Annotated in this window: 14 protein-coding genes; 13 read left to right on the forward strand and 1 reads right to left on the reverse strand. The window is 43.9% G+C overall.

Annotated features, from left to right (window positions below):
- Positions 1–17 precede the first annotated feature (17 nt).
- Positions 18–947: a LysR family transcriptional regulator gene (locus ACM1ND_RS03200; protein WP_231517152.1), complete on the forward strand. Its 930-nt coding sequence runs from the start codon at positions 18–20 to the stop codon at positions 945–947.
- Positions 948–2,237: 1,290 nt separating this feature from the next.
- Here the strand turns inward: ACM1ND_RS03200 and ACM1ND_RS03205 are convergent.
- Positions 2,238–4,766 carry a helix-turn-helix domain-containing protein gene (locus tag ACM1ND_RS03205; RefSeq protein ID WP_418027057.1) on the reverse strand — a complete coding sequence of 843 codons (2,529 nt, stop codon included), beginning with the start codon at positions 4,764–4,766 and terminating at the stop codon, positions 2,238–2,240.
- A 132-nt stretch (positions 4,767–4,898) separates the two neighbouring features.
- On the opposite strand from ACM1ND_RS03205, the gene ACM1ND_RS03210 reads away from it, so the two are divergent.
- The 12 genes from ACM1ND_RS03210 to ACM1ND_RS03265 all read left to right on the forward strand — a co-directional run bounded on the left by ACM1ND_RS03210 (position 4,899) and on the right by ACM1ND_RS03265 (position 19,059).
- Complete coding sequence (locus ACM1ND_RS03210; RefSeq protein WP_023986848.1) at positions 4,899–5,282, forward strand: tautomerase family protein; 384 nt, start codon at positions 4,899–4,901, stop codon at positions 5,280–5,282.
- 49 nt (positions 5,283–5,331) lie between these two features.
- Positions 5,332–5,967: an FMN-dependent NADH-azoreductase gene (locus ACM1ND_RS03215; protein WP_023986849.1), complete on the forward strand. Its 636-nt coding sequence runs from the start codon at positions 5,332–5,334 to the stop codon at positions 5,965–5,967.
- 27 nt (positions 5,968–5,994) lie between these two features.
- A complete protein-coding gene (locus ACM1ND_RS03220; RefSeq protein WP_341063501.1) occupies positions 5,995–6,354 on the forward strand; it encodes a hypothetical protein in 360 nt (119 codons plus the stop codon).
- 173 nt (positions 6,355–6,527) lie between these two features.
- Complete coding sequence (locus tag ACM1ND_RS03225; protein ID WP_068941283.1) at positions 6,528–7,211, forward strand: metal-dependent hydrolase; 684 nt, start codon at positions 6,528–6,530, stop codon at positions 7,209–7,211.
- 142 nt (positions 7,212–7,353) lie between these two features.
- Entirely contained in the window at positions 7,354–8,091 is a 738-nt protein-coding gene (locus ACM1ND_RS03230; RefSeq protein ID WP_418027978.1) for an ATP-grasp domain-containing protein, read from the forward strand.
- A 961-nt stretch (positions 8,092–9,052) separates the two neighbouring features.
- Positions 9,053–9,751, forward strand: a complete 699-nt coding sequence (locus ACM1ND_RS03235; RefSeq protein WP_028541108.1) for a response regulator transcription factor — start codon at positions 9,053–9,055, stop codon at positions 9,749–9,751.
- 2 nt (positions 9,752–9,753) lie between these two features.
- Positions 9,754–11,214, forward strand: a complete 1,461-nt coding sequence (locus ACM1ND_RS03240) for a HAMP domain-containing sensor histidine kinase (protein WP_341063500.1) — start codon at positions 9,754–9,756, stop codon at positions 11,212–11,214.
- Positions 11,215–11,217: 3 nt separating this feature from the next.
- Positions 11,218–12,363 (forward strand): hypothetical protein, encoded by a 1,146-nt coding sequence (locus ACM1ND_RS03245; RefSeq protein ID WP_076295401.1) that lies wholly within the window; start codon positions 11,218–11,220, stop codon positions 12,361–12,363.
- A 184-nt stretch (positions 12,364–12,547) separates the two neighbouring features.
- Positions 12,548–14,350: an acyltransferase family protein gene (locus ACM1ND_RS03250; RefSeq protein WP_028541105.1), complete on the forward strand. Its 1,803-nt coding sequence runs from the start codon at positions 12,548–12,550 to the stop codon at positions 14,348–14,350.
- Positions 14,351–14,377: 27 nt separating this feature from the next.
- Complete coding sequence (locus tag ACM1ND_RS03255) at positions 14,378–15,076, forward strand: hypothetical protein (protein ID WP_028541104.1); 699 nt, start codon at positions 14,378–14,380, stop codon at positions 15,074–15,076.
- A 47-nt stretch (positions 15,077–15,123) separates the two neighbouring features.
- A complete protein-coding gene (locus tag ACM1ND_RS03260) occupies positions 15,124–16,116 on the forward strand; it encodes an LCP family protein (protein WP_028541103.1) in 993 nt (330 codons plus the stop codon).
- 129 nt (positions 16,117–16,245) lie between these two features.
- A complete protein-coding gene (locus ACM1ND_RS03265; protein ID WP_418027058.1) occupies positions 16,246–19,059 on the forward strand; it encodes a M14 family metallopeptidase in 2,814 nt (937 codons plus the stop codon).
- The last annotated feature ends 222 nt before the right edge of the window (positions 19,060–19,281 follow it).

Genomic DNA, 19,281 nt, shown 5'->3' on the forward strand with positions numbered 1-19,281 from the left:
ATAGAAGTGAGATTAAATTGAAAGTTGGTGAACTGATGGAAATACGTCATTTTATTACATTTAAAAAAGTTATTCAATTTGGTAGCTTTACACAAGCAGCAGAACATTTAGGTTACACTCAATCCACGGTCACTTCTCATATTCAAGCACTTGAAGAACATTTGGGTGCACCTCTATTTGATCGGATGGGTCGAAAGGTAAGATTGACTGATATAGGCAAGAAATTATTGCACTATACTCAAGAAATTTTGGATACTTACGGGAAAATCGAAAGCATTGTAAATGATGGTGATGAAATAAGAGGCGAGTTAAGGATTGCTGCTCCTGAATCTTTAACGGTTTATCGACTTGAACCTATATTAAGAGAATATAGAAATAAGTTTCCCCATGTAAGCATCATTCTAAGTAACGCTACTTGCGGAGATAACAAGAGAGCAATACTTAATGGTAGTGCAGATATTGCATTTCTTATGATGCCAACGTTTCAGGATTCAGATTTAATCGTACATTCTTTATTGGACGAGCCTATTGTCCTTGTTGGAAGTCATGACAACCCGCTGAATGTTTTAGATCAAAGCTATGAAAACCAAAAGTTAAACGAGTGTTTGATCACGAATGAGAAAGAATGCAGTTATCGAACCATGTTTGAAGAATATCTTCGAGAAAGAGGAATCTTACTTTCCAACACGATGGAACTTTGGAGTATTGAGGCGATAAAACGTTGCGTAATGAGTGGGCTGGGTATTGCTTGTTTACCATTAATAACTGTAAATAATGAAATCAAGGATGGAAGGTTAAAGGTTATTCCTTGCAAAGGTGATCTTAAACAGATCTCAGCCCAAGTTGTTTATCATAAAAACAAGTGGATTTCCCCCGCTCTATCAAAGTTTATCGATATTACATTGAAACACACAAGAGACTGGTCACGAGAGGAAATTATTTGTTAAGGCAACCGGAGGCCTTAGTTACATTTTCTCCTCCATAATAGCAGCTTAAAGCATGAAAAATAGGCAAATGATTCAGACTCAAGCGACCCTCATTTTGAAATCTTAATACCTATAGCTAAACCATAAACGGTTTTTCTTGAAACGGGCGCTGTAATGGAGTAACGAAAAAAGTCTTATTTCCCAGCATTTATTGAAAAATCAGGCTTTTAATATGAGGATTTCCTTAACGTTGTAATTCCGCATTTTCCTGACGTTACCCCGTAAAGAAATATTAGAAAAGGTAAAGACGGGCACACAACTTTATTGTATACCGCACAGGGGGAAATAATTGTAGTTGACTCGCTAGTACACAACTTTATTGTTCGAAGAAAGTGGTGTCATATTAAATAAGAAAATTTTTAGATTAAACGAGAAAATTATCATAATTGATGTTCGAAGAAAATAAAGTTGTAGACTGGAGTTGCTGATTTTACGCGATTGTCCATTTCAAAGGTCGTCAGCTTTTGAGAAATATGTTTTTCGACTGATCCGACAAATGCAACAGCGGCAGATAAGGAAGCGAAAATAAAATCCTAGACTGGCCGCTGTTGTGGTCAACATTCAACATCGTGTCCCGTTAGCCAAATAACACTGCAGTTTGTAAGAGAGCGTCCAGCCGCCCTGGGTCTATGTTCTGCAGCGACGCCCCAATCTCATGCATGTGGCGCCTTGCTTCCTCCAGCTTGGCGACAAGCTGCTTCTTGCTCTCTGGCTGAGGAGGCGTATATTGTAGGTCGGGGTAGTACCAGCGAAGCTGTCACAGCCCGTAAAGTAAACCAGTGAAAAGTCCGGTTTTTGTTGGTATCGTAACCATAGTTCTGCTGTGCACTCGTTATTCTGGTTCAACGTGGTTTCCAAGGCGCAAATTGAATTACTTTCATCATATGAGAGGGCTCAAGAAAAAAGATTATTCGAAGTTTATATCTTTAATGCTTTATTTTCCAGTGAATCAGGATTATTAACAATTTTAGTGCGAGGTAATGACCCGTCTGTACTTCTGAAAAAACTGTTAGCGAGGGTGCACCTTCAGTGATTCCGACCTGGATCAGTTCTGGTTACCTGACTTGCGGAAACAGAATCTTTTTCAACACAACATAGGTATGCTCGTTTTGCTTAATGTTGTGTTATGGCGACTTTTGTTGTTATCAAAAAATCCCTTTGGCCACAAGCAAATGAATTTCATCACTTTGTAGTTCAAGGGGGACAGCGTATGGTTCGTCTAGTTTATCTATTCATTCGATTGGCAACCCTCTATATCTCCAAAGCGTAGGCAAGCGCTTGAGCTTGGGTCATCTCTTTCCCTTTGTTCCACCATCTATACCATTCCTGTTCCTGCAAACCCTGCTGAATGGCGCTTACACTCTTACGATGTTCGTCAGGAAAATTGGGTATGCTACCCTCATCATAGGCTTGACGACCTTTCTCGGCTGCTCCAAGAAGGATCGCTGCATCGGTCAGCGCTCCCTGAGCGCATAAGGTAATCCCTAACCCCTCAATTCCTCGGGAGAGAACCCAGGACCCTCGATATATTTGGCTTGCGGCAATGCATTTCTTGAAATATTCGATTGATTGATCCAGCTTCCCGAGTTTCAAAGCGGTATACCCAAGACATTCATAGGGACCGGACACTTCCCACTGATCCTGTACCGTTTCAAAGAGATGTACACTTTCTCTCAGCAATACGGAAGCATCATTGTATCGGTGCTGTTCCAGCCGTATTTTGCCGTATGCATGCAGAGAAGAGGCAAGATTCCATGAGTCATGAGCGCTTCTCGCCAAGTCTGCACTCTGCTGTACAACCGTTTCCGCTTCCTCGATACAATTCTGCTTAATGTGGAGAAAAGCGAGCAAACGCAGGGATGAGGCTAACAGGGAAATCTCTTGTTGTTCACGGGCAATTTCCACACTTCGTGTCGCTGCTTCCATAGCTGTTTTTGTATGGCCCTGTATAAATTGAATAATACTCAATCCATGCCACGCTTTGGCTGAATCCGTACGAAAGGCATGGTTTTCTTCTTCCGTGTACAGAAATCTCTCCAACCAAAACAACCCATCTTTCAACCTGCCTTCGTGAAGCCAGAACCAATACAGATGCGCCGCCATATGAAGACCACTAGGACGGACCTGAACACTTGAATAAGACCATTGAAGTGCAGAACGCAGATTGGCATATTCCCGTCTTACCGCCTCGATGCAGGACTCACGTTCAATGCTCCGAAATTGGGATTCAGCCTGTAGAAGGTACTTCATGTAATACCTCACATGACGCTCATAGAGAGCATCTCGCTTGCGATCATCGGATTCTTCACGGAACTTGTCACTCGCATATTCCTTGATGGCCTCCAGCAGAAAATAGCGAATGGAGCCATAGTGCGAGCTGATTTGTGTGGAGACTAGAGACTTGTTAACTAGGCTCGACAAGAGATCAACCACGTCTACCACAGTTATGCGGTCTTTCCGATCGGGTATGTCTGGTTCACAGATGCAGATTCCTTCCACCGCCTCCAGTGTGAAACCTCCTTCGAATACACTAAGCCGTCTTAATAAAAGACGTTCCCTGCCCGTAAGTAGATTATAGCTCCAGTCAATTGTTGAACGTAACGTTTGGTGCCGGGGCGTGGCTGTTCGTTTGCCTACGGTCAGCAGGGTCAGCTGATTCGTCAGACGTTCTTCAATCTGTTCCAGGGTCAGCATATTCATTCGTGCCACAGCAAGCTCAATCGCTAACGGGATGCCCCCAATTTTCTTGCATATCGAAGCAATCCGTTTCAGATGGGGAAGGGAGACCGCAAAATGGGGAGCCTGAATGCTGGCTCGTTCCAGGAACAGTTGTACGGATTCATAGTTTATCAATTCCGTTTCGGAAAGTTCATCCAGTGTGACTTCATCCACGGGAAAAGAAAGCGGAGGGATTCGGTAAACATACTCTTCTGCAATGTTAAGTGGCTCTCGACTGGTCGCCAAAATGGATAACTCTGGTGCCTCTGCCAGAAGAGACTCGGCCACCGTGGCGATGACATCAATGAGATGCTCACAATTATCGAAAATAAATAGCATATTACGGTTGATTGCCGTTTCCAGTACAACTTGTACATCGGGCTGGCTCCCTTGGTTTGACAGCCCCAGCGTGGATAAAAGAAACGGACCCACGTCATGCGCTTCACTGATTGCACCAAATTCAAACATCCAGATGCCTTGCGGAAAACGTTCCGTAAGCGTCGAAGCCAGTTCGACAGCAAGGGACGTTTTGCCGATTCCACCAGATCCAATGATGGAAACTAGCGCGTGGTGAGTTAACTGCTCCGCCAAGGCATCTCTGGATTGATGTCGTCCAACAAAGGTGGATGGCATCTTCCGTAATCGGGCTGGTGCCGTGACCGCGGTACCTCGCTTTTCTTTGCCTGTCTCCGGCTGTATAGCTTTGGTTGTCATCAGCGTATCAAACCAGGCTTTATCAAAATCCTCAAACTCGCGTCTCGTGGCTGAACGCGCTTCCGATAAACGCTTTACAGCCATCCAAAGCTGTTCAGCTTCCTGGCGAGGATCTCCCTTCAGAAACAACCCTTCTTCCCAAAAAACCTGAATAATCTGCTTGAGGTTTCCGATGCTGGGTAGACGATCTCCACTTTCCCATTGCTGTACCGTCCTTGGATCAACACCAACCCGCTTCGCCAGATCCACTTGCCGCATCTTTTTTGACGTCTCTTGTCTGGAAGGTCTCGTACGAATTTTTTTGATCCATTCATGGGGCCAATCTTTTGCGTATTTACTGTCATCCATTCAATCACCTGAATTTCATAGTTTGAGCAACTTGAACACACGAACAAACACGAACTTATGTACATTCGTGCTCTGGATTGTAGCAGATAAAATAATCCATATCAACATAAACAAAACAAGGAGGTAACACTGATGCCTTTAACTCGCATTGTTACACTGAAGGGTCGTCCGAGTAAAGAGAAAACGCAGATCGGGGAAGTTGTCTTGCAAACTGTCGTGGATAAACTGCATGTACCTGCAAACGATCGGTTTTTGATTATTGAAGAACTGGATCGCGAAAATTTGAGTTTTGATCCAACGTGTCTCGACATTGAAAGAAGTGATGGATTTCTTATCATTCAAATTACTTTGAACATCGGTCGTTCTGATGAAGTGAAAAAAGATTTTTACGCGGCACTTGCCGAGCAGTTGCATCAGAAGATTGGTATTCGTAAAGAGGATGTATTCATCAATCTTATTGAGGTTACGAAAGAAAACTGGTCGTATGGCAATGGTCTTGGTCCATTCCTCGCCTAACTCATTACCCATCATAAATTTCGTTTATATAAGAAAGGAAGTCATAACCATGTCAACATTATTATATATTACTGCTCACCCTGGTAACCCGGAAGCATCCTACAGCCTTGCTGCCGGCGAACAATTTGTACAAGCTTATCGCGAAAGCCACCCACAGGATGAGGTTATTCATGTGGATCTGTATCGACGCAACATTCCGTACATTGATGCTGACGTATTGGAAGCGTGGGGCAAGCTGCAAACGGGCGGTACGTTCAATCAACTGACAGTGGAACAGCAGCAAAAAGTAACTCAGTTAAATGAACTTCTGGAGGAGTTCGTGACCGCAGACAAATATGTGTTCGTGACACCGATGTGGAATTTCTCATATCCTCCGGTGATGAAAGCATACATTGATTCCTTCTGTGTCAGAGCTAAAACATTCAAATACACCGAAAACGGCCCGGTCGGCCTGCTCAAAAACAAAAAAGCGTTCCACATCCAAGCTAGTGGCGGCGTGTACTCCGCAGGTCCTGTCGCTGATCGGGAGAACGGCAGCCGTCACCTGAAAACCGTACTGAATTTTGTGGGAATTACTGACGTGGATCATCTATACATCGAGGGTATATCTTCAGCAGGAGAGCGTGCGCCTCAGATCAAAGCCGAAGCCATTGGACAAGCACGTACAGCAGCGCAAAACTTCTAAGCAATGATGAAGCATGTATCGTAAAACATGTTTGCATACATCTCCGGCTCCACGTTTGTCATTCAAAATCTGTTCGGTACGTCTCCGCAGCTATTCAGCATACTGTTTGCCCTGAACGGACTGGGACTAATCATTCCAGGTCAGATTACAGGGCGACTGTCAGTGAGCATTAGCGGGCAAACTCTGTTTATAAGCGAAATTACGCTGGCAACTGTGAGTGGTTTAATCTTATTCATTGTGCTGATCAGTGGTGGGAGACTGTATGCCGTTTGCACCCCTCTATTTTTCACCGTTTCCAGCGTCGGTATCGTAACCACAACCGGTTCCTCCCTTGCGATGCAAAACTATGGACAAGCGGCCGGCAGCGCATCAGCACTGCTGGTCTGATCTCATTCGTACTGGGCGGACTGGCGGCACCTTTGACCGGCCTCGGTGGGGGTAAATTGGCCATACCCATGGGCCTAATTATTGTGTTATCTAACATGGTTGCAGTTGCGTGTTATATGATCTTCACCCGCAGAAAACCCGGCAACAATCAATGAATTCAAGGAGGAAGCATAATGAAGGTGACCTATCATGGACATTCTGTTGTAAAAATTGAGACCCTCGGGAAAATCATTCTGATCGATCCGTTTATTACAGGGAACGCCAATACGGACCTGGATGCATCCACGGTAAAGACGGATGTGATTCTGTTAACCCATGGGCACGGCGATCATGTGGGAGATACCGTAGAGATTGCCAAACGTAACAACGCGCTGGTTATTGCTTCGGCAGAACTGGCGGACCTTCTCGGATGGGAAGGCGTACGTACACATGCAATGAGCATCGGCGGAGCGTATACATTTGACTTTGGGAAAGTAAAATTGACACAAGCTTTTCATAGTTCAAGTCATGTATACAAAGAAACAAAAACAATTATCTATACGGGGATGCCCACGGGAATACTGTTTTCCGCCGAAGGTAAAACGCTGTTTCATGCCGGGGACACAGGCCTGTTTTACGATATGAAGGTGATTGGAGAACGCAATGCAATTGACCTGGCTTTTCTACCCATCGGGGACAATCACACTATGGGTCCAGAAGACGCCGCAGTGGCTACAGAATGGCTTCAGGCCAAACAGGTTGTACCGATCCATTTCAACACGTTTCCGTTCATTAAGCAAGACCCCCATTTCTTTGTTTCGTTACTGCCGACCGGGGTAGGGGTAGTTCTTGAAGCTGGTGAGGGAATTGAACTTTAACGCTGATCATTTTGACTTTATCACGAAATAATCGGCCGAAAACAAGAAAACAAAGAAGTCCATCTTATACGATTATCAAGAGATATTTTTGAATAGCCCAGTAAGGTAGGGGGGGATTTCAATTATCCGCTCTTTCGAACAGATTGAAGACGCGTTGCGTCATAGCACACAGCAGGATGAATATATATTGGATGGTACGCTGGTGATTGAGGAGTATATAGACGACGGGGAAGAATACAGCGTTGAGGTGCTGACGACTAATGGAAGGCACGAAGTGCTTGCAATCACAACCAAAGAGGTGGTAATGCCTTATTTCATAGAGGCTGGTCACCTGTTACCCGCACCTTTGAAAATGGAAGATCGAGAGGCTATTCAAGAAACGGTATGCAGTTTACTCACTTCCATTGGACATCTTGAAGGCCCCTCACATACAGAAATCAAGCTACGGCGAGGCATACCGTACATTATCGAGTCTCACACACGATACGGTGGCAATCAAATTTGGGATATGGTTCGGCTAACCACAGGCGTCAACATGCAGCGTGCTACCGTGTGTCATTTGCTCGACATTCCTTATGTGAAAGAGAAGGTGAAATATCCGTTCTGCTGCATAAAATTGTTGCTGCCACAAGTGGAAGGAAAGGTCGTCATTATGAGCGTCAATGGAGTAAACGAGGCGGAGCATATGGATGGAATCCATCGAATCAGTTTAGATGTAGGAGAACACTCGGAGCTCGTCCCGGCGACTAGCAACAAAAACTATATAGGATATTTTTTGGGAGGGGGGAGTCCCCCCGAAGAAGCAGCGGCATCGGTAGAGCATGCGCTTTCATTAATCCGAATTGAAACAGCCTCCATCCAGCAGGTTCAATCTATCTGAGCACAACTTGCACGAGACTGTTCATTTGTATCGGGTCTGCCCAAGGGCAGACTCTTTTTTTGTACAAGAAAAAGTCCATCTTATAATCGTTAGCTTGGTTTTTTTTGTGAAAATATGGTCCAAAGGTCCTTTGTTCTGAACCAATTAATAAAAATATATAAAAAAGATAGAGAATTCCTTATCAAAGATATTGGATTTTGGTACTCAATTTTATTGTTTATCGCACAAATTTTAGTTGACTCGCTAGTACACAACTTTATCGTATATATAGAACCACATAATAAGCTAAAAACGTTGATACGCCAAGGGGTACTGGTACACAACTTTATCGTCCGAAGAGAGGTGTCATATTTAATGAAAAAATTTTCAGATTATACGAGAAAAATCATCATAATTGACAAAGAAGAAGTTATACAAATTATTGATTGTATAAATACTCATTTTTAGAGTTGTGGATATTCTCATGAAATATGAAAATTAGGGCAGATCTAATAACTTCGAGTCAATGAGTTCTCATTAATTATGAAAATGATCCTCAAATAATGCATGTATTCTGCTGTTGTTTTCTCATTAATTATGACACCACACATGTGAGTAATTATTAGAAGAGGAATTACTGAATAAAAATTATCTGCAATTATAATTAAGATTAATTGTAGTATGCACCGAGTCTAAACGGGAGAAATAGTTTGTTTAATAATTACTAGTTTGTAAGATGTCATACTTGTTGGAAACATGTGATTATATTTCCTTGAATTTATTGGATCGCTAAAGCAGCCTCCTTTTGTTTCCGAATATTTCATAGCTCTCTATGCTGTAATCAAAACCATGCGCAGTCATTTGCGCGTGGTTTTTTACGTAAAAACATTTACAATATACATTTGATTGTTTTCCCCTGAATGATTAATATAATGGACAATGTCATAAACCTGCCGTATTAAAAATAGAGATGAGGATTGCTATGAATAAAGCAAAGATTCTTATTATTGAAGATGATGCCCCGATTGCCGACTTGCTTTCGTACGGGCTTTCTATGGAGGGGTTCCAGACACGCACAGCGGCCAGCGGAGCAGCGGGAATGCATGAGTTGCAGTCGTTTCAGCCCGATTTGCTGCTGCTGGATTGGATGCTGCCTGACCAGAGCGGTCTAGATATTTGCAAAAAGGTGACTATGGACTATAACATACCGATTTGCATGATTACGGCCAAATCGGATATTACCGATAAGATTCTCGGCCTTGAATTCGGTGCCGATGATTATATTACCAAGCCTTTTGATCTGCGCGAAGTTGTTGCACGCATTCGAACCATTTTGCGCAGAGTGGAGCAGGCGAGCAGCCCGGACAGGGAAGAAGCCGCGAAAGCCGTCATTAGGTTTGAAAATATTGAAGTGATCGAAGAAGAACGGCTTGTCCAAAAAGAGGGCCGTCCCGTTGAATTGACCCCCAAGGAATTTGACCTGCTTATGATGCTGGTTAAACATCCGGGCAGAAACTTTACACGTTCCGAACTGCTTGATCTGGTATGGGGTTATCATTTTGCCGGAGATACCCGTACGGTTGATACGCATATCCAAAGACTCCGCAAAAAGCTGGATGCCACTGGATGCATTACTACCGTCTTCGGAATCGGGTACAAATTTAAAAAAATGGGTGGATAAGCATGATACGTAAAATCAGCATCAAATTTCTGATCGGTTTTTTTCTGATTTTTTCGTTTTCTTTTGTCGTGCTTAATCAGACAGTCAAGGAATTTATCCGGACAAGCAATCAGAATTTGGTTACCTCCGAATTGGTCGGACTGAAAAACAATAGCAATGTGTATGTGCGCCAGGCTTTCCTGATTAACCATTTCAGCAGCAATGAGCTGTATTTTGGAGAGATTGCCAGGGAGATAGCAACTGATCTGAACCATACCACGGACAGCAGTGTTGGCGTATATACGGTGAAAGGCAAATTGCTTTATGCCCCGGACAGCTCCTTATTTCAGCAGCAAATGCAAAGCGATCTACAGCAGGCGATTGATGGCAATACAGCGTACAGCATTACTTATGATCGTAATAAGACGACTGTCCTTTTCTCCTATCCGGTTGTTATAGACGGTTCAAAGGTGGGCATACTGCGTTTTTACAAAGATTTCAGCTCACTCTACGAACAAACCGGACAGATTCGGCAGATTACTCTCTATATTGCCTTGGCGATTTTTGCGGCAGCCTTTCTGTTTTCCTATATTCTTTCCAGGCATATTACCATCCCGCTGACCAGACTGACGCAAGCATCCACCGAGGTGAAAAACGGGAATCTGGATATCCGCCTTCATTTTAAACGCAGAGATGAAATTGGCCGACTGGCTGAAAATTTTAACGATATGATTGATCAAATTAGTAGACAGATTCATATTATTGAGAAGGACCGGGACCATTTAAAGCAACTTCACCAGCAGGAAAAGCGCTTTTTTGACAATATCACTCACGAACTGAAAACGCCGTTAACCTCCATTCTGGGATATGCAGAGCTGATCAGGCTGAACGGTGAGAAAGATCGTGCTTTTTTTGATAAAGGAATGAATCATATTATCGAGGAGAGCAGGCGCCTGCATGCGATGGTGCTAAAACTGCTGGAAGTTTCACGCAAAAATATCATGATCAATGAGCTTGAGCGGGTGGATATCGGGCTGATCCTGCGGGATGTGTGTGAATCAATGACGATCCGGGCACAGCGCTATAAAAAGACCATTGAATATGAGATTAGTGAGGAATTGATCACGTTGGCCGATGGGGACAGAATTAGACAGCTGTTCATTAATTTGATAGATAATGCGATAAAATACAGTTTGCCGTTTTCGGCAGTATCGGTAAAAGCGGTGCGGTCAGAAGAAAAGATCCGCTTGATCTTCAGCAATCCAAGCGATCCGATTGAGGCAGAACATCTGTCACGCTTGTTACAACCATTTTATCCGGCTTATTCCGACAGTGCGGAAGAAGGCAGTGTAGGCTTGGGGCTCAGTATTGTGAAATCCATCGTTGAAGAATTGGCAGGTTCCATCATGATTACAAACGAGCATAATGAAACAATCGTAACGGTGGAATTTAAAGCTCTGGAAACCGCGGGGAACGGAGAATGAATAATGGGCAATAAATATAAATATTTTGTAATGCTGCTGGTCGTATCTGTCGTGGTATTACTGCTGTCAGGATGCGGTTCAGAACCAAAAACAGAGACCGTCGTCATCGCCGACAGCAATGAAGTTTCCAGTGCCGATCAAAGCTCTCGGCCGTTTCAGGTCCAAAGAATATATCGGCTTCCGGATCGTTTTGTGAATACGGGTCAGCTGCTGGGCTGGTCGTCTGCAGATGCTGTCATCGCTTCGTTCGGAGCCATGACCATACTGAAGCGAGGCACGCTGGAACGTTTAACTTATCCGTATGAGCAGAGCAAGGCCATACCCGGAATCGGCAATGTAACTTCCAATACTATACTTTCTCCCGATGGTAAATATATTTGCGAATTTTCTCGTTCTTCCTCGGAGACAACCTTAAAGCTTATTTCCTTGCAGGATGGCAAAGAAAAGGAAATAGACAGGATCAGTACCAGAAACGATTCTTATGTACAATATGTTTCCTGGTCTGCCAACAGTTCGTATATCGGCTACCTGGTAGAAAACCCGGTTGATAATGGAGCTGATAGCCTGTACATCTACGATATGGGGGCTCAAACTTCCAGCAAATATCAGTTAAAAGGTATCCTAAAGGGAGACACGCTTTTGAGTGTTAACCTTGCAAATGATGGTCGCAGCGTACTGCTGCAGTTATTTCGTGCAAAACAAGGTCAGAAAAAGGTGTTAACCATGGGGAAGGTTTCCGGGAATAATATTGAGTTTCAATACGAGCGTCAGTTTGGTGGAGATTCAGTAGCCTGGATGAATAACGACCAGTTTGTGTTTCTCGGAACGGATAGTTCATTGTACGAATATGATCAGCGAAACGGAGAGCTCTCCGTCATTCTGGAAAAAGTGCTTGATTTTGAATTCTCGCCTGACAGGAAAAATATCGCATACACCGTGTATGATCAAAATGTCACTTACGTAGGCAAGGTGCAAGGAAGAAATATAATGTACAACGAACCGGTGTATCGCGGAATTTTGCCGACGCATATGTACTGGAATCCGAACAATAAAAGTGTACTGCTTCAAGGACAAAAGCAATTGGATTCCTCGCAGACTGCGCCAACAGATTCTCCTAGCAAGGAGTCATTGATCATTGAATTGAAATAGTGATTAGGATCGCCATATTTGTATATGTCAAAAACCTTATTTCGGTTGTTCAGCCGGAATAAGGTTTTTCTTTTTGCAACCGTTGTGACAATTTGTTTACATGTTGATCAAACTTTAGCGACATCTTTTTTCTATAGTAAATGAAGCAAGATCATTAGCCTATAAGGACAAGGAATGGACCATAGTGAATGGAAACCGGAATTTGCACCTGAATCAACCCATAAAACGTTATATGACCGGTCTGGATGGGCTAAGGGCCATCTCCGTGCTTGCTGTTATTGCTTATCATCTTCATTTCAGATGGGCAGAGGGTGGGCTGCTGGGAGTGGAGATTTTCTTCGTCCTGTCAGGATATCTAATTACGGATCAGATCCTTTTTGAATGGAGGACGCGCAGCGGTTTTTCTATTGTGCAATTCTGGATAAGACGAATGCGCAGACTACTGCCAGCAATGATCTTTATGATGACTGCAGTGGCATTGTGGTTTTTAATTACCGATTTCTCCAGACTGCAGGAATTAAGAGGGAATTTTGTATCCTCGCTTTTTTACGTAAACAACTGGTATCTCATTTTTCATCATGTTTCCTATTTTGAGAGCTTTGGCCCGCCTTCTCCAATCGGGCACCTCTGGTCGCTTTCCATTGAGGAACAGTTTTACGTAATCTGGCCGCTTGTTCTACTGATCGGTCTGTGCCTTGCACCGCGACGAGGCAGACTGATGTTATACATTCTGGGTTGCGCCGCCGTATCCGCCATAGCAATGGCCGTTATATACGAACCCGGAACCGATCCAAGCAGGGTGTATTACGGGACGGACACGCGGGCGTTTGCCATTTTAATCGGAGCGGCTCTGGCGGTAATTTGGCCCAGCTGGAGACTGAGCGACAATGTATCTTCTTCGTCCCGGACCATGCTGGATATGACTGGCGTGCTGGGCATTGTAATGCTGTTTATCCTGATCGGTCAGACCAACCAGTTTGATGATTCGCTGTATCGCGGCGGTTTTCTTTATTTATCACTCATTACTGCAGTTGTTATTGCTGTACTTGTTCATCCGGCCAATCGACTGGAACGATTGCTCGGCTGCCGGCCTCTAAGCTGGATCGGTAAGCGATCTTACAGTCTGTATATATGGCATTATCCGGTCATTATTTTATCAAGTCCCGCGGTAAGTACCGAAGATGCCAGCTATATGCGCATTGCTCTGCAGGTAATGGTCAGTTTCATAATGGCGGGTCTTTCCTACAGATACATCGAAGAGCCCATCCGCCGCGGGACCTTTGGGACCAGCCTAAAATCACTCCGCAGATCAGGCGCTGGCAGCCAACTAGGTCTTGTCGTAATTGTTATCGCCATCATTCTGGTCCTGACATCATGGAAGACGGATTCACCAGATCCTGTACCCGATGCGCCAGCAACTGTAAGCCGGGAATCCGTCCAGACAGAAACGCTGCAATCCGGCTGTTCCGCTGAAAATCATTCCGCTGAAAATACAGGCCATTCCGCAGAAGGAGAGGGGGTCACGGCGATTGGAGATTCTGTCATTCTGGATGCCGCCCCGTTTCTGGAAAAACAGCTTCCCGGTATCATCATAGATGGCAAGGTGGGACGGCAAATGTCACAGGCCGAGGATGTGCTTGATGGCCTGCGGGCACAGGGCAAACTTGGCCATAAAATTATTATTGAACTCGGCACCAACGGCGTTTTTAACCAGAGTCAACTGAAGTCCTTGCTGGCTTCACTGCAGGATTCCCGGCACATTTATCTGATAACGACCAGAGTACCGAGAGGGTGGCAGAATACCGTAAATGACAATCTACGTGAAATTGCTGGTGAATTTCAAAATGTCCGGCTTATCGACTGGTATTCGGCCAGCGAAAACCGCAACGATCTGTTTTATGACGATGGTGTTCATCTGAAACCAGAAGGCGCTCAGTATTATGCCTCGTTTTTGATTGATGCTATCAAACAAGATAAAACCTACTAGCATGTTAAAGGGAAGGATGAACTAGGTATGAACAAAAAAAATGGATGGATGGTAAAAACATTAGGGGGTTTTATGGTTATCCTTATCGCTTTAGGAGCCATCGGCCTCCATATGCACGCAAAGCAAAATTCGGATGATAACGAATCACGCAGCAAGGATTCTTCTCTATACAATCTTGATGCGATGCAGCCCGCTGCACAAAAGCGTGCGGCTTCCAGCACCAGCGGAGAACAAGCTCAACCATCCGCTTCCTTAAACGGCGAGGGCGTCACGATGATTGGAGATTCGGTTACGGTCGGAATTGAGCCTTATTTAAAAGAGCAGCTTCCGAATATGACGGTTGACGGCAAGGTTGGCCGGCAGATGTCTCAAGCTATAAAAGTCATTAATGAATTGTCCGCCCAAGGCAAACTGGGAGACCAGGTCATTATCGAACTCGGCACCAACGGTCCGTTTAGCAAAGACCAACTGCGCGACGTACTGCAATCCCTTTCTGGAGCCAGACAGGTAATCTTGGTTACCACCCGGGTGCCGAAAGGCTGGCAAGACACGGCGAATGACACGATTGCACAGGTCGCTGGTGAATACAGTAACGTCAGCGTGGTGGACTGGTATTCGGCTAGTGTAGGCAAAGATGAATATTTTTATAGAGATGGCGTCCATTTAAAACCAGATGGTAGCCGATACTACACTTCACTTCTCGTAGCAGCCTTGCAAAAATCTTAAATACAGAAAGGGGCAGGGGCGTTCATCATCCAGAAAGGAAGAATGACATGACACAGAGGAAAAAGAGGATATTGACTGTAACATTGTTACTTGTGGTCGCTGCTGTAATCTTTGTCTTTTACTATTTCTTGTCCATTTACAAAGGATTAGAAGGACTTAACAAAACACCGGCAAACTCCTCGTTCATTAAAGTAAGCACCGATAATGCCGAAGCTCTGGAAGCTCCGGAGTGGGAGGGAACCGAGCCTGTCAACATTCTGCTGATGGGTGTGGATGCCCGTGGAAGTGACAAGGGCGAGGTACCCAGATCCGACAGCATGTTGGTCGTTTCATTGAATCCTGCCAATAAGCATATTCATGTATTTTCGATTCTTCGAGACACTTATACGGATATTCCCGGGTACGGCAAAAATCGAATTAATACCGCTGTTACGCATGGGCCAGATACGGCGATGAAAGCAGTCAGCGAATTGCTGGGGGTGCCTGTTCATTTTTATGTATATACGGATTTCCAGGGGTTTATTAAACTCGTGGATGCTGTAGGCGGACTCGATTTTTATGTCGAAAAGGATATGTACTATGAGAGCAAAGCCGATCAGCATGAGTATGATATTAATTTAAAGCAGGGACAGCAGCATTTCGACGGCAAAACGGCGCTTCAATATGTCCGTTTTCGTCATGATGCCATGTCCGATTATTCCAGAACAAAAAGACAGCGGCAATTGATTACGGCATTAGCCGAGAAGGTAAAAACAACGACTTCCATTATGAAGTTTCCTTCCATTCTAGAGGAAATCAGTCCGTATATCGATACCAATTTGTCAGTCTCTGATATGTGGAATTTGGCTTCGGTAGGGTATCAAAGTACATTACAGGGAAATGAACAAATACCGCCAATGAAGCTGTTAAAAGAAACCTATGTTGGCAGAGCGGCTGTTCTGGACGTAAAAAGTCGAACGGATTTGAAGCAATTTGTGCAAAGTATCATAAACTCCGACGCTTCTAACTCGATTACAGACAATCCTTCCGAACAAAAGTAGAAAACAGATTTTGAATAGGATTGGACAATATATAAAATCATCATTTGCCGGACAATAGTCTGTTAAATGCTCTTTGTGAATAAAGAAGAGTACAACATGGTCTTTCGGTTATAAATAGGGGGAAAAAGAATGGGTACAAAACCGATAGTAAGGTTCTGCTTGGCGTTAACCATATCCGCCGCCATGCTTCTGGAGATCACTGCTCCGCACATGGCTATGGCTGATGCTGCACAGCGTGCAAAAAGCACGTTATTGAACGATAAACAGAGTCAACCAACAAAAACAATTTCAACGCAAGGTGAAAATACCCGGACACTGAAATTGGATAACAATGTAGCATCCATGACGAAGAAAAGAACAATTAAAGCTAGATTTAAACTTCCGAAGGGGACCAATATAAAGAAAATACGCTGGACATATGGTGGAAAGCCATTATCGGAATGGAAATCGTACAAGAATGGCGATTATAATGGCGCCCCCTTTATCACAGTTACTCAGATAAAAGCAGAAAACGGAGAAGTCACTGCAAATATCAATTTCGGTCTTGCTTACGGTACGGAGAATCTTGCCGAACCGAGTCTGCAGCGTCCGCTATACGCTTCCCTGATGGGGACCTATGAACTGGCTGCAGTAGTCAACGGAAAAACTGTTGCCCGTGCTCCCATGAAACTGGTCCCGTACGACAGCTTCCGTACGTATGACGAACTGAAGCCGGAGATTGATGCGATTACGGCACAGGCAGCTCAAAAAAACAACAGATACATTAAAACGATGTCGATCGGCAAATCCGTGGAAGGCCGCGATATTTATATGACTGTGCTTGCCAAAGATAAAGCAACGATTGACAAATATCAGAATGTAACTCATCCTGACATGCTGAATCATCCTGCAAAGCTGGAGAACGATATTAAATCCGGTGCATTCGGAGATTATCAAGTGCCCATCTGGATCAACAATATTCATCCAAATGAAGCGCCGGGCTTTGATGCGATTATCAATTATTTTAAGACAATGGCCCTCGATAAAAATGTTACGTACAAGACCACCCCGTCCAATGGAAAATCGAGTACGGTAACTCTGAATTTGGATGATGCGCTTGATCATGTATTTTTCCTGTTCCTGTATACGGAGAATCCGGATGGAAGGGTTCATACCGAACGTTCTAATGCTGAATATTTTGACTTGAACCGGGATAATTCATATCAAACTCAGCCTGAAACACGCAGTATAACAGAGCAAATCGCCAGATGGTCGCCGATTTCTTTCCTAGATCTGCATGGGTTTGATAAGAATTTTCTGATTGAGCCTACCACACCGCCTCACAATCCGAATATTGAATACGATTTGCTTATGGATAACATGGTAGAACAGGCAAAAGTGATGGGTGAAGCAGGTATTGCAAACACGAAGTATGATTACTACCATATTCCTTATGAAGAACATCGTAAAACGGCCGAAAATCCTAAATATGTTTCCAAAGGAACTGCTTCGGGATGGGACGATGCATCTCCAGCCTATACAGCTGTCTTCGCCATGCACCATGGTGCAATGGGACATACGCTGGAAACACCTGAATCGAATGAGGAGTCGACCAAAGCATTGTACTATAGTGTCGCTGCAGCAACCGATTATGTTATGGAAAAGAAAGAAAAGTTATTTTTGAACCAGCTGAAAATATATGAACGTGGAATTAATAATATGGATGATCATGCCGTAGATCGGTATCTAGTCAATGCAAAAAATCAAGTCATTGGCCGCCCGCGTCACGGTAATAAGAATTTTTTCCCTGAATATTACGTTTTGCCGACTGATAAAAGTCTTCAAAAAAATCCGCTGGAAGCCTACCGGATGATTGAATATTTTATCCGCAATGGAGTAAAGGTTGAACGCTCGACAAAAGCTGTAAGTGCTGCTGGCAAGACCTACCCTGCAGGTTCATTTATCATAAATATGCATCAGGCCACACACGGCATTGCAAACATGGTTTTATATGATGGTATTGATGTCTCAGATTATGCTTCCGTAGCTGGCGAGATTGTACAGGACTTTCCAGTCCTACGAGGATTTGAATGTGATGCGATTAGAGAAGCCGGAGTGTTTGCGGGCAAAACTTCTCCGGTGACTTCCGTATCGATTCCGGCAACACAAATGCCGAATCATTCTGCCTATGTTTTAATCCGAAACACCAATAACGATGTCATCAAAACGGTTAATGAATTGCTTAAATCCGGCAAAGTGGTTACAATGCTATCCAAAAGCGGAACAGGATATGAAGCGGGCGACTTTGCAGTGGCTTATGATGATCTGCACCCGCTGGCCTCGAAGTATTATCTTGATGTAACGGCATTCGGCAATAATAGACCTGTTGGCAAAGTTCTTAAACCTTCTACGGTAGCCGCTCTCGGTGAACCAGCTTATGTGCTCAAAAATCTCGGTTTTAAAGTGACCGATGATCAGCAACATGCCGATGTGCTGGTGAATACATTCGATTCCGATAAACTTGTCGAGAAAGGAAAGCCTTACATTGCTTATGGAAATATGGGAATGGATAACGTGAAAAACTCAATTCCTCAATTTGCATTTGCTGGACCGACATGGGAAAGATACGAAGGGGTGTTCCTAGCGAATGTCAAACAGGATCATGTGATTACAGCCCCTTACGCTAACGAAGAATACTTCTATACCGTTACAGGTTCTTACATTACAAAACTACCTAAAGCAGCAAAAGTTCTTGCGACCATAAGTAATAAAGAAAACTTCTTCAAAGCGGGCTGGTGGCCAGGTCACGATGCTGCAAGAGGAAAGATCATGGCCTTCACCTATAAGGAAAACAAAAAGAATCTTACTGTTTTCTCCAATGATCTAACCAATGGCGCTCATTCACAGCAGCAATTCCGACTACTGGCCAATTCAATTTTTAATGCCGTCGCCGAAAAATACTGAGTGACTTTTAATAATATTGCAAACAACCTTATTCCAGTGATCAACTGCGAATAAGGTTGTTTTTTGCGATAAAACGGTTTCGCCTACTGTGACATTTTGTTTACAACTTGATCAAACTTTAGCGACATCTGCAGGATATATTGGACTATAGCGTGACATCAATCCTCTGCATAACCAGGTTGATAAAAATGTGAATTCAGTATTTTCAGGGAGGAATGCAAG

It is taken from the genome of Paenibacillus sp. JJ1722, assembly GCF_048282685.1.
GTDB classification, from domain to species: Bacteria; Bacillota; Bacilli; order Paenibacillales; family Paenibacillaceae; genus Paenibacillus; species Paenibacillus polymyxa_B.

Coding starts and splice junctions, on each gene's coding strand:
- ACM1ND_RS03235 (WP_028541108.1), top strand. CDS start 9,053: ATGAATAAAGCAAAGATTCTTATTATTGAAGATGATGCCCCGATTGCC.
- ACM1ND_RS03260 (WP_028541103.1), top strand. CDS start 15,124: ATGACACAGAGGAAAAAGAGGATATTGACTGTAACATTGTTACTTGTG.
- ACM1ND_RS03240 (WP_341063500.1), top strand. CDS start 9,754: ATGATACGTAAAATCAGCATCAAATTTCTGATCGGTTTTTTTCTGATT.
- ACM1ND_RS03265 (WP_418027058.1), top strand. CDS start 16,246: ATGGGTACAAAACCGATAGTAAGGTTCTGCTTGGCGTTAACCATATCC.
- ACM1ND_RS03255 (WP_028541104.1), top strand. CDS start 14,378: ATGAACAAAAAAAATGGATGGATGGTAAAAACATTAGGGGGTTTTATG.
- ACM1ND_RS03215 (WP_023986849.1), top strand. CDS start 5,332: ATGTCAACATTATTATATATTACTGCTCACCCTGGTAACCCGGAAGCA.
- ACM1ND_RS03220 (WP_341063501.1), top strand. CDS start 5,995: ATGTTTGCATACATCTCCGGCTCCACGTTTGTCATTCAAAATCTGTTC.
- ACM1ND_RS03205 (WP_418027057.1), bottom strand. CDS start 4,766: ATGGATGACAGTAAATACGCAAAAGATTGGCCCCATGAATGGATCAAA.
- ACM1ND_RS03245 (WP_076295401.1), top strand. CDS start 11,218: ATGGGCAATAAATATAAATATTTTGTAATGCTGCTGGTCGTATCTGTC.
- ACM1ND_RS03225 (WP_068941283.1), top strand. CDS start 6,528: ATGAAGGTGACCTATCATGGACATTCTGTTGTAAAAATTGAGACCCTC.
- ACM1ND_RS03210 (WP_023986848.1), top strand. CDS start 4,899: ATGCCTTTAACTCGCATTGTTACACTGAAGGGTCGTCCGAGTAAAGAG.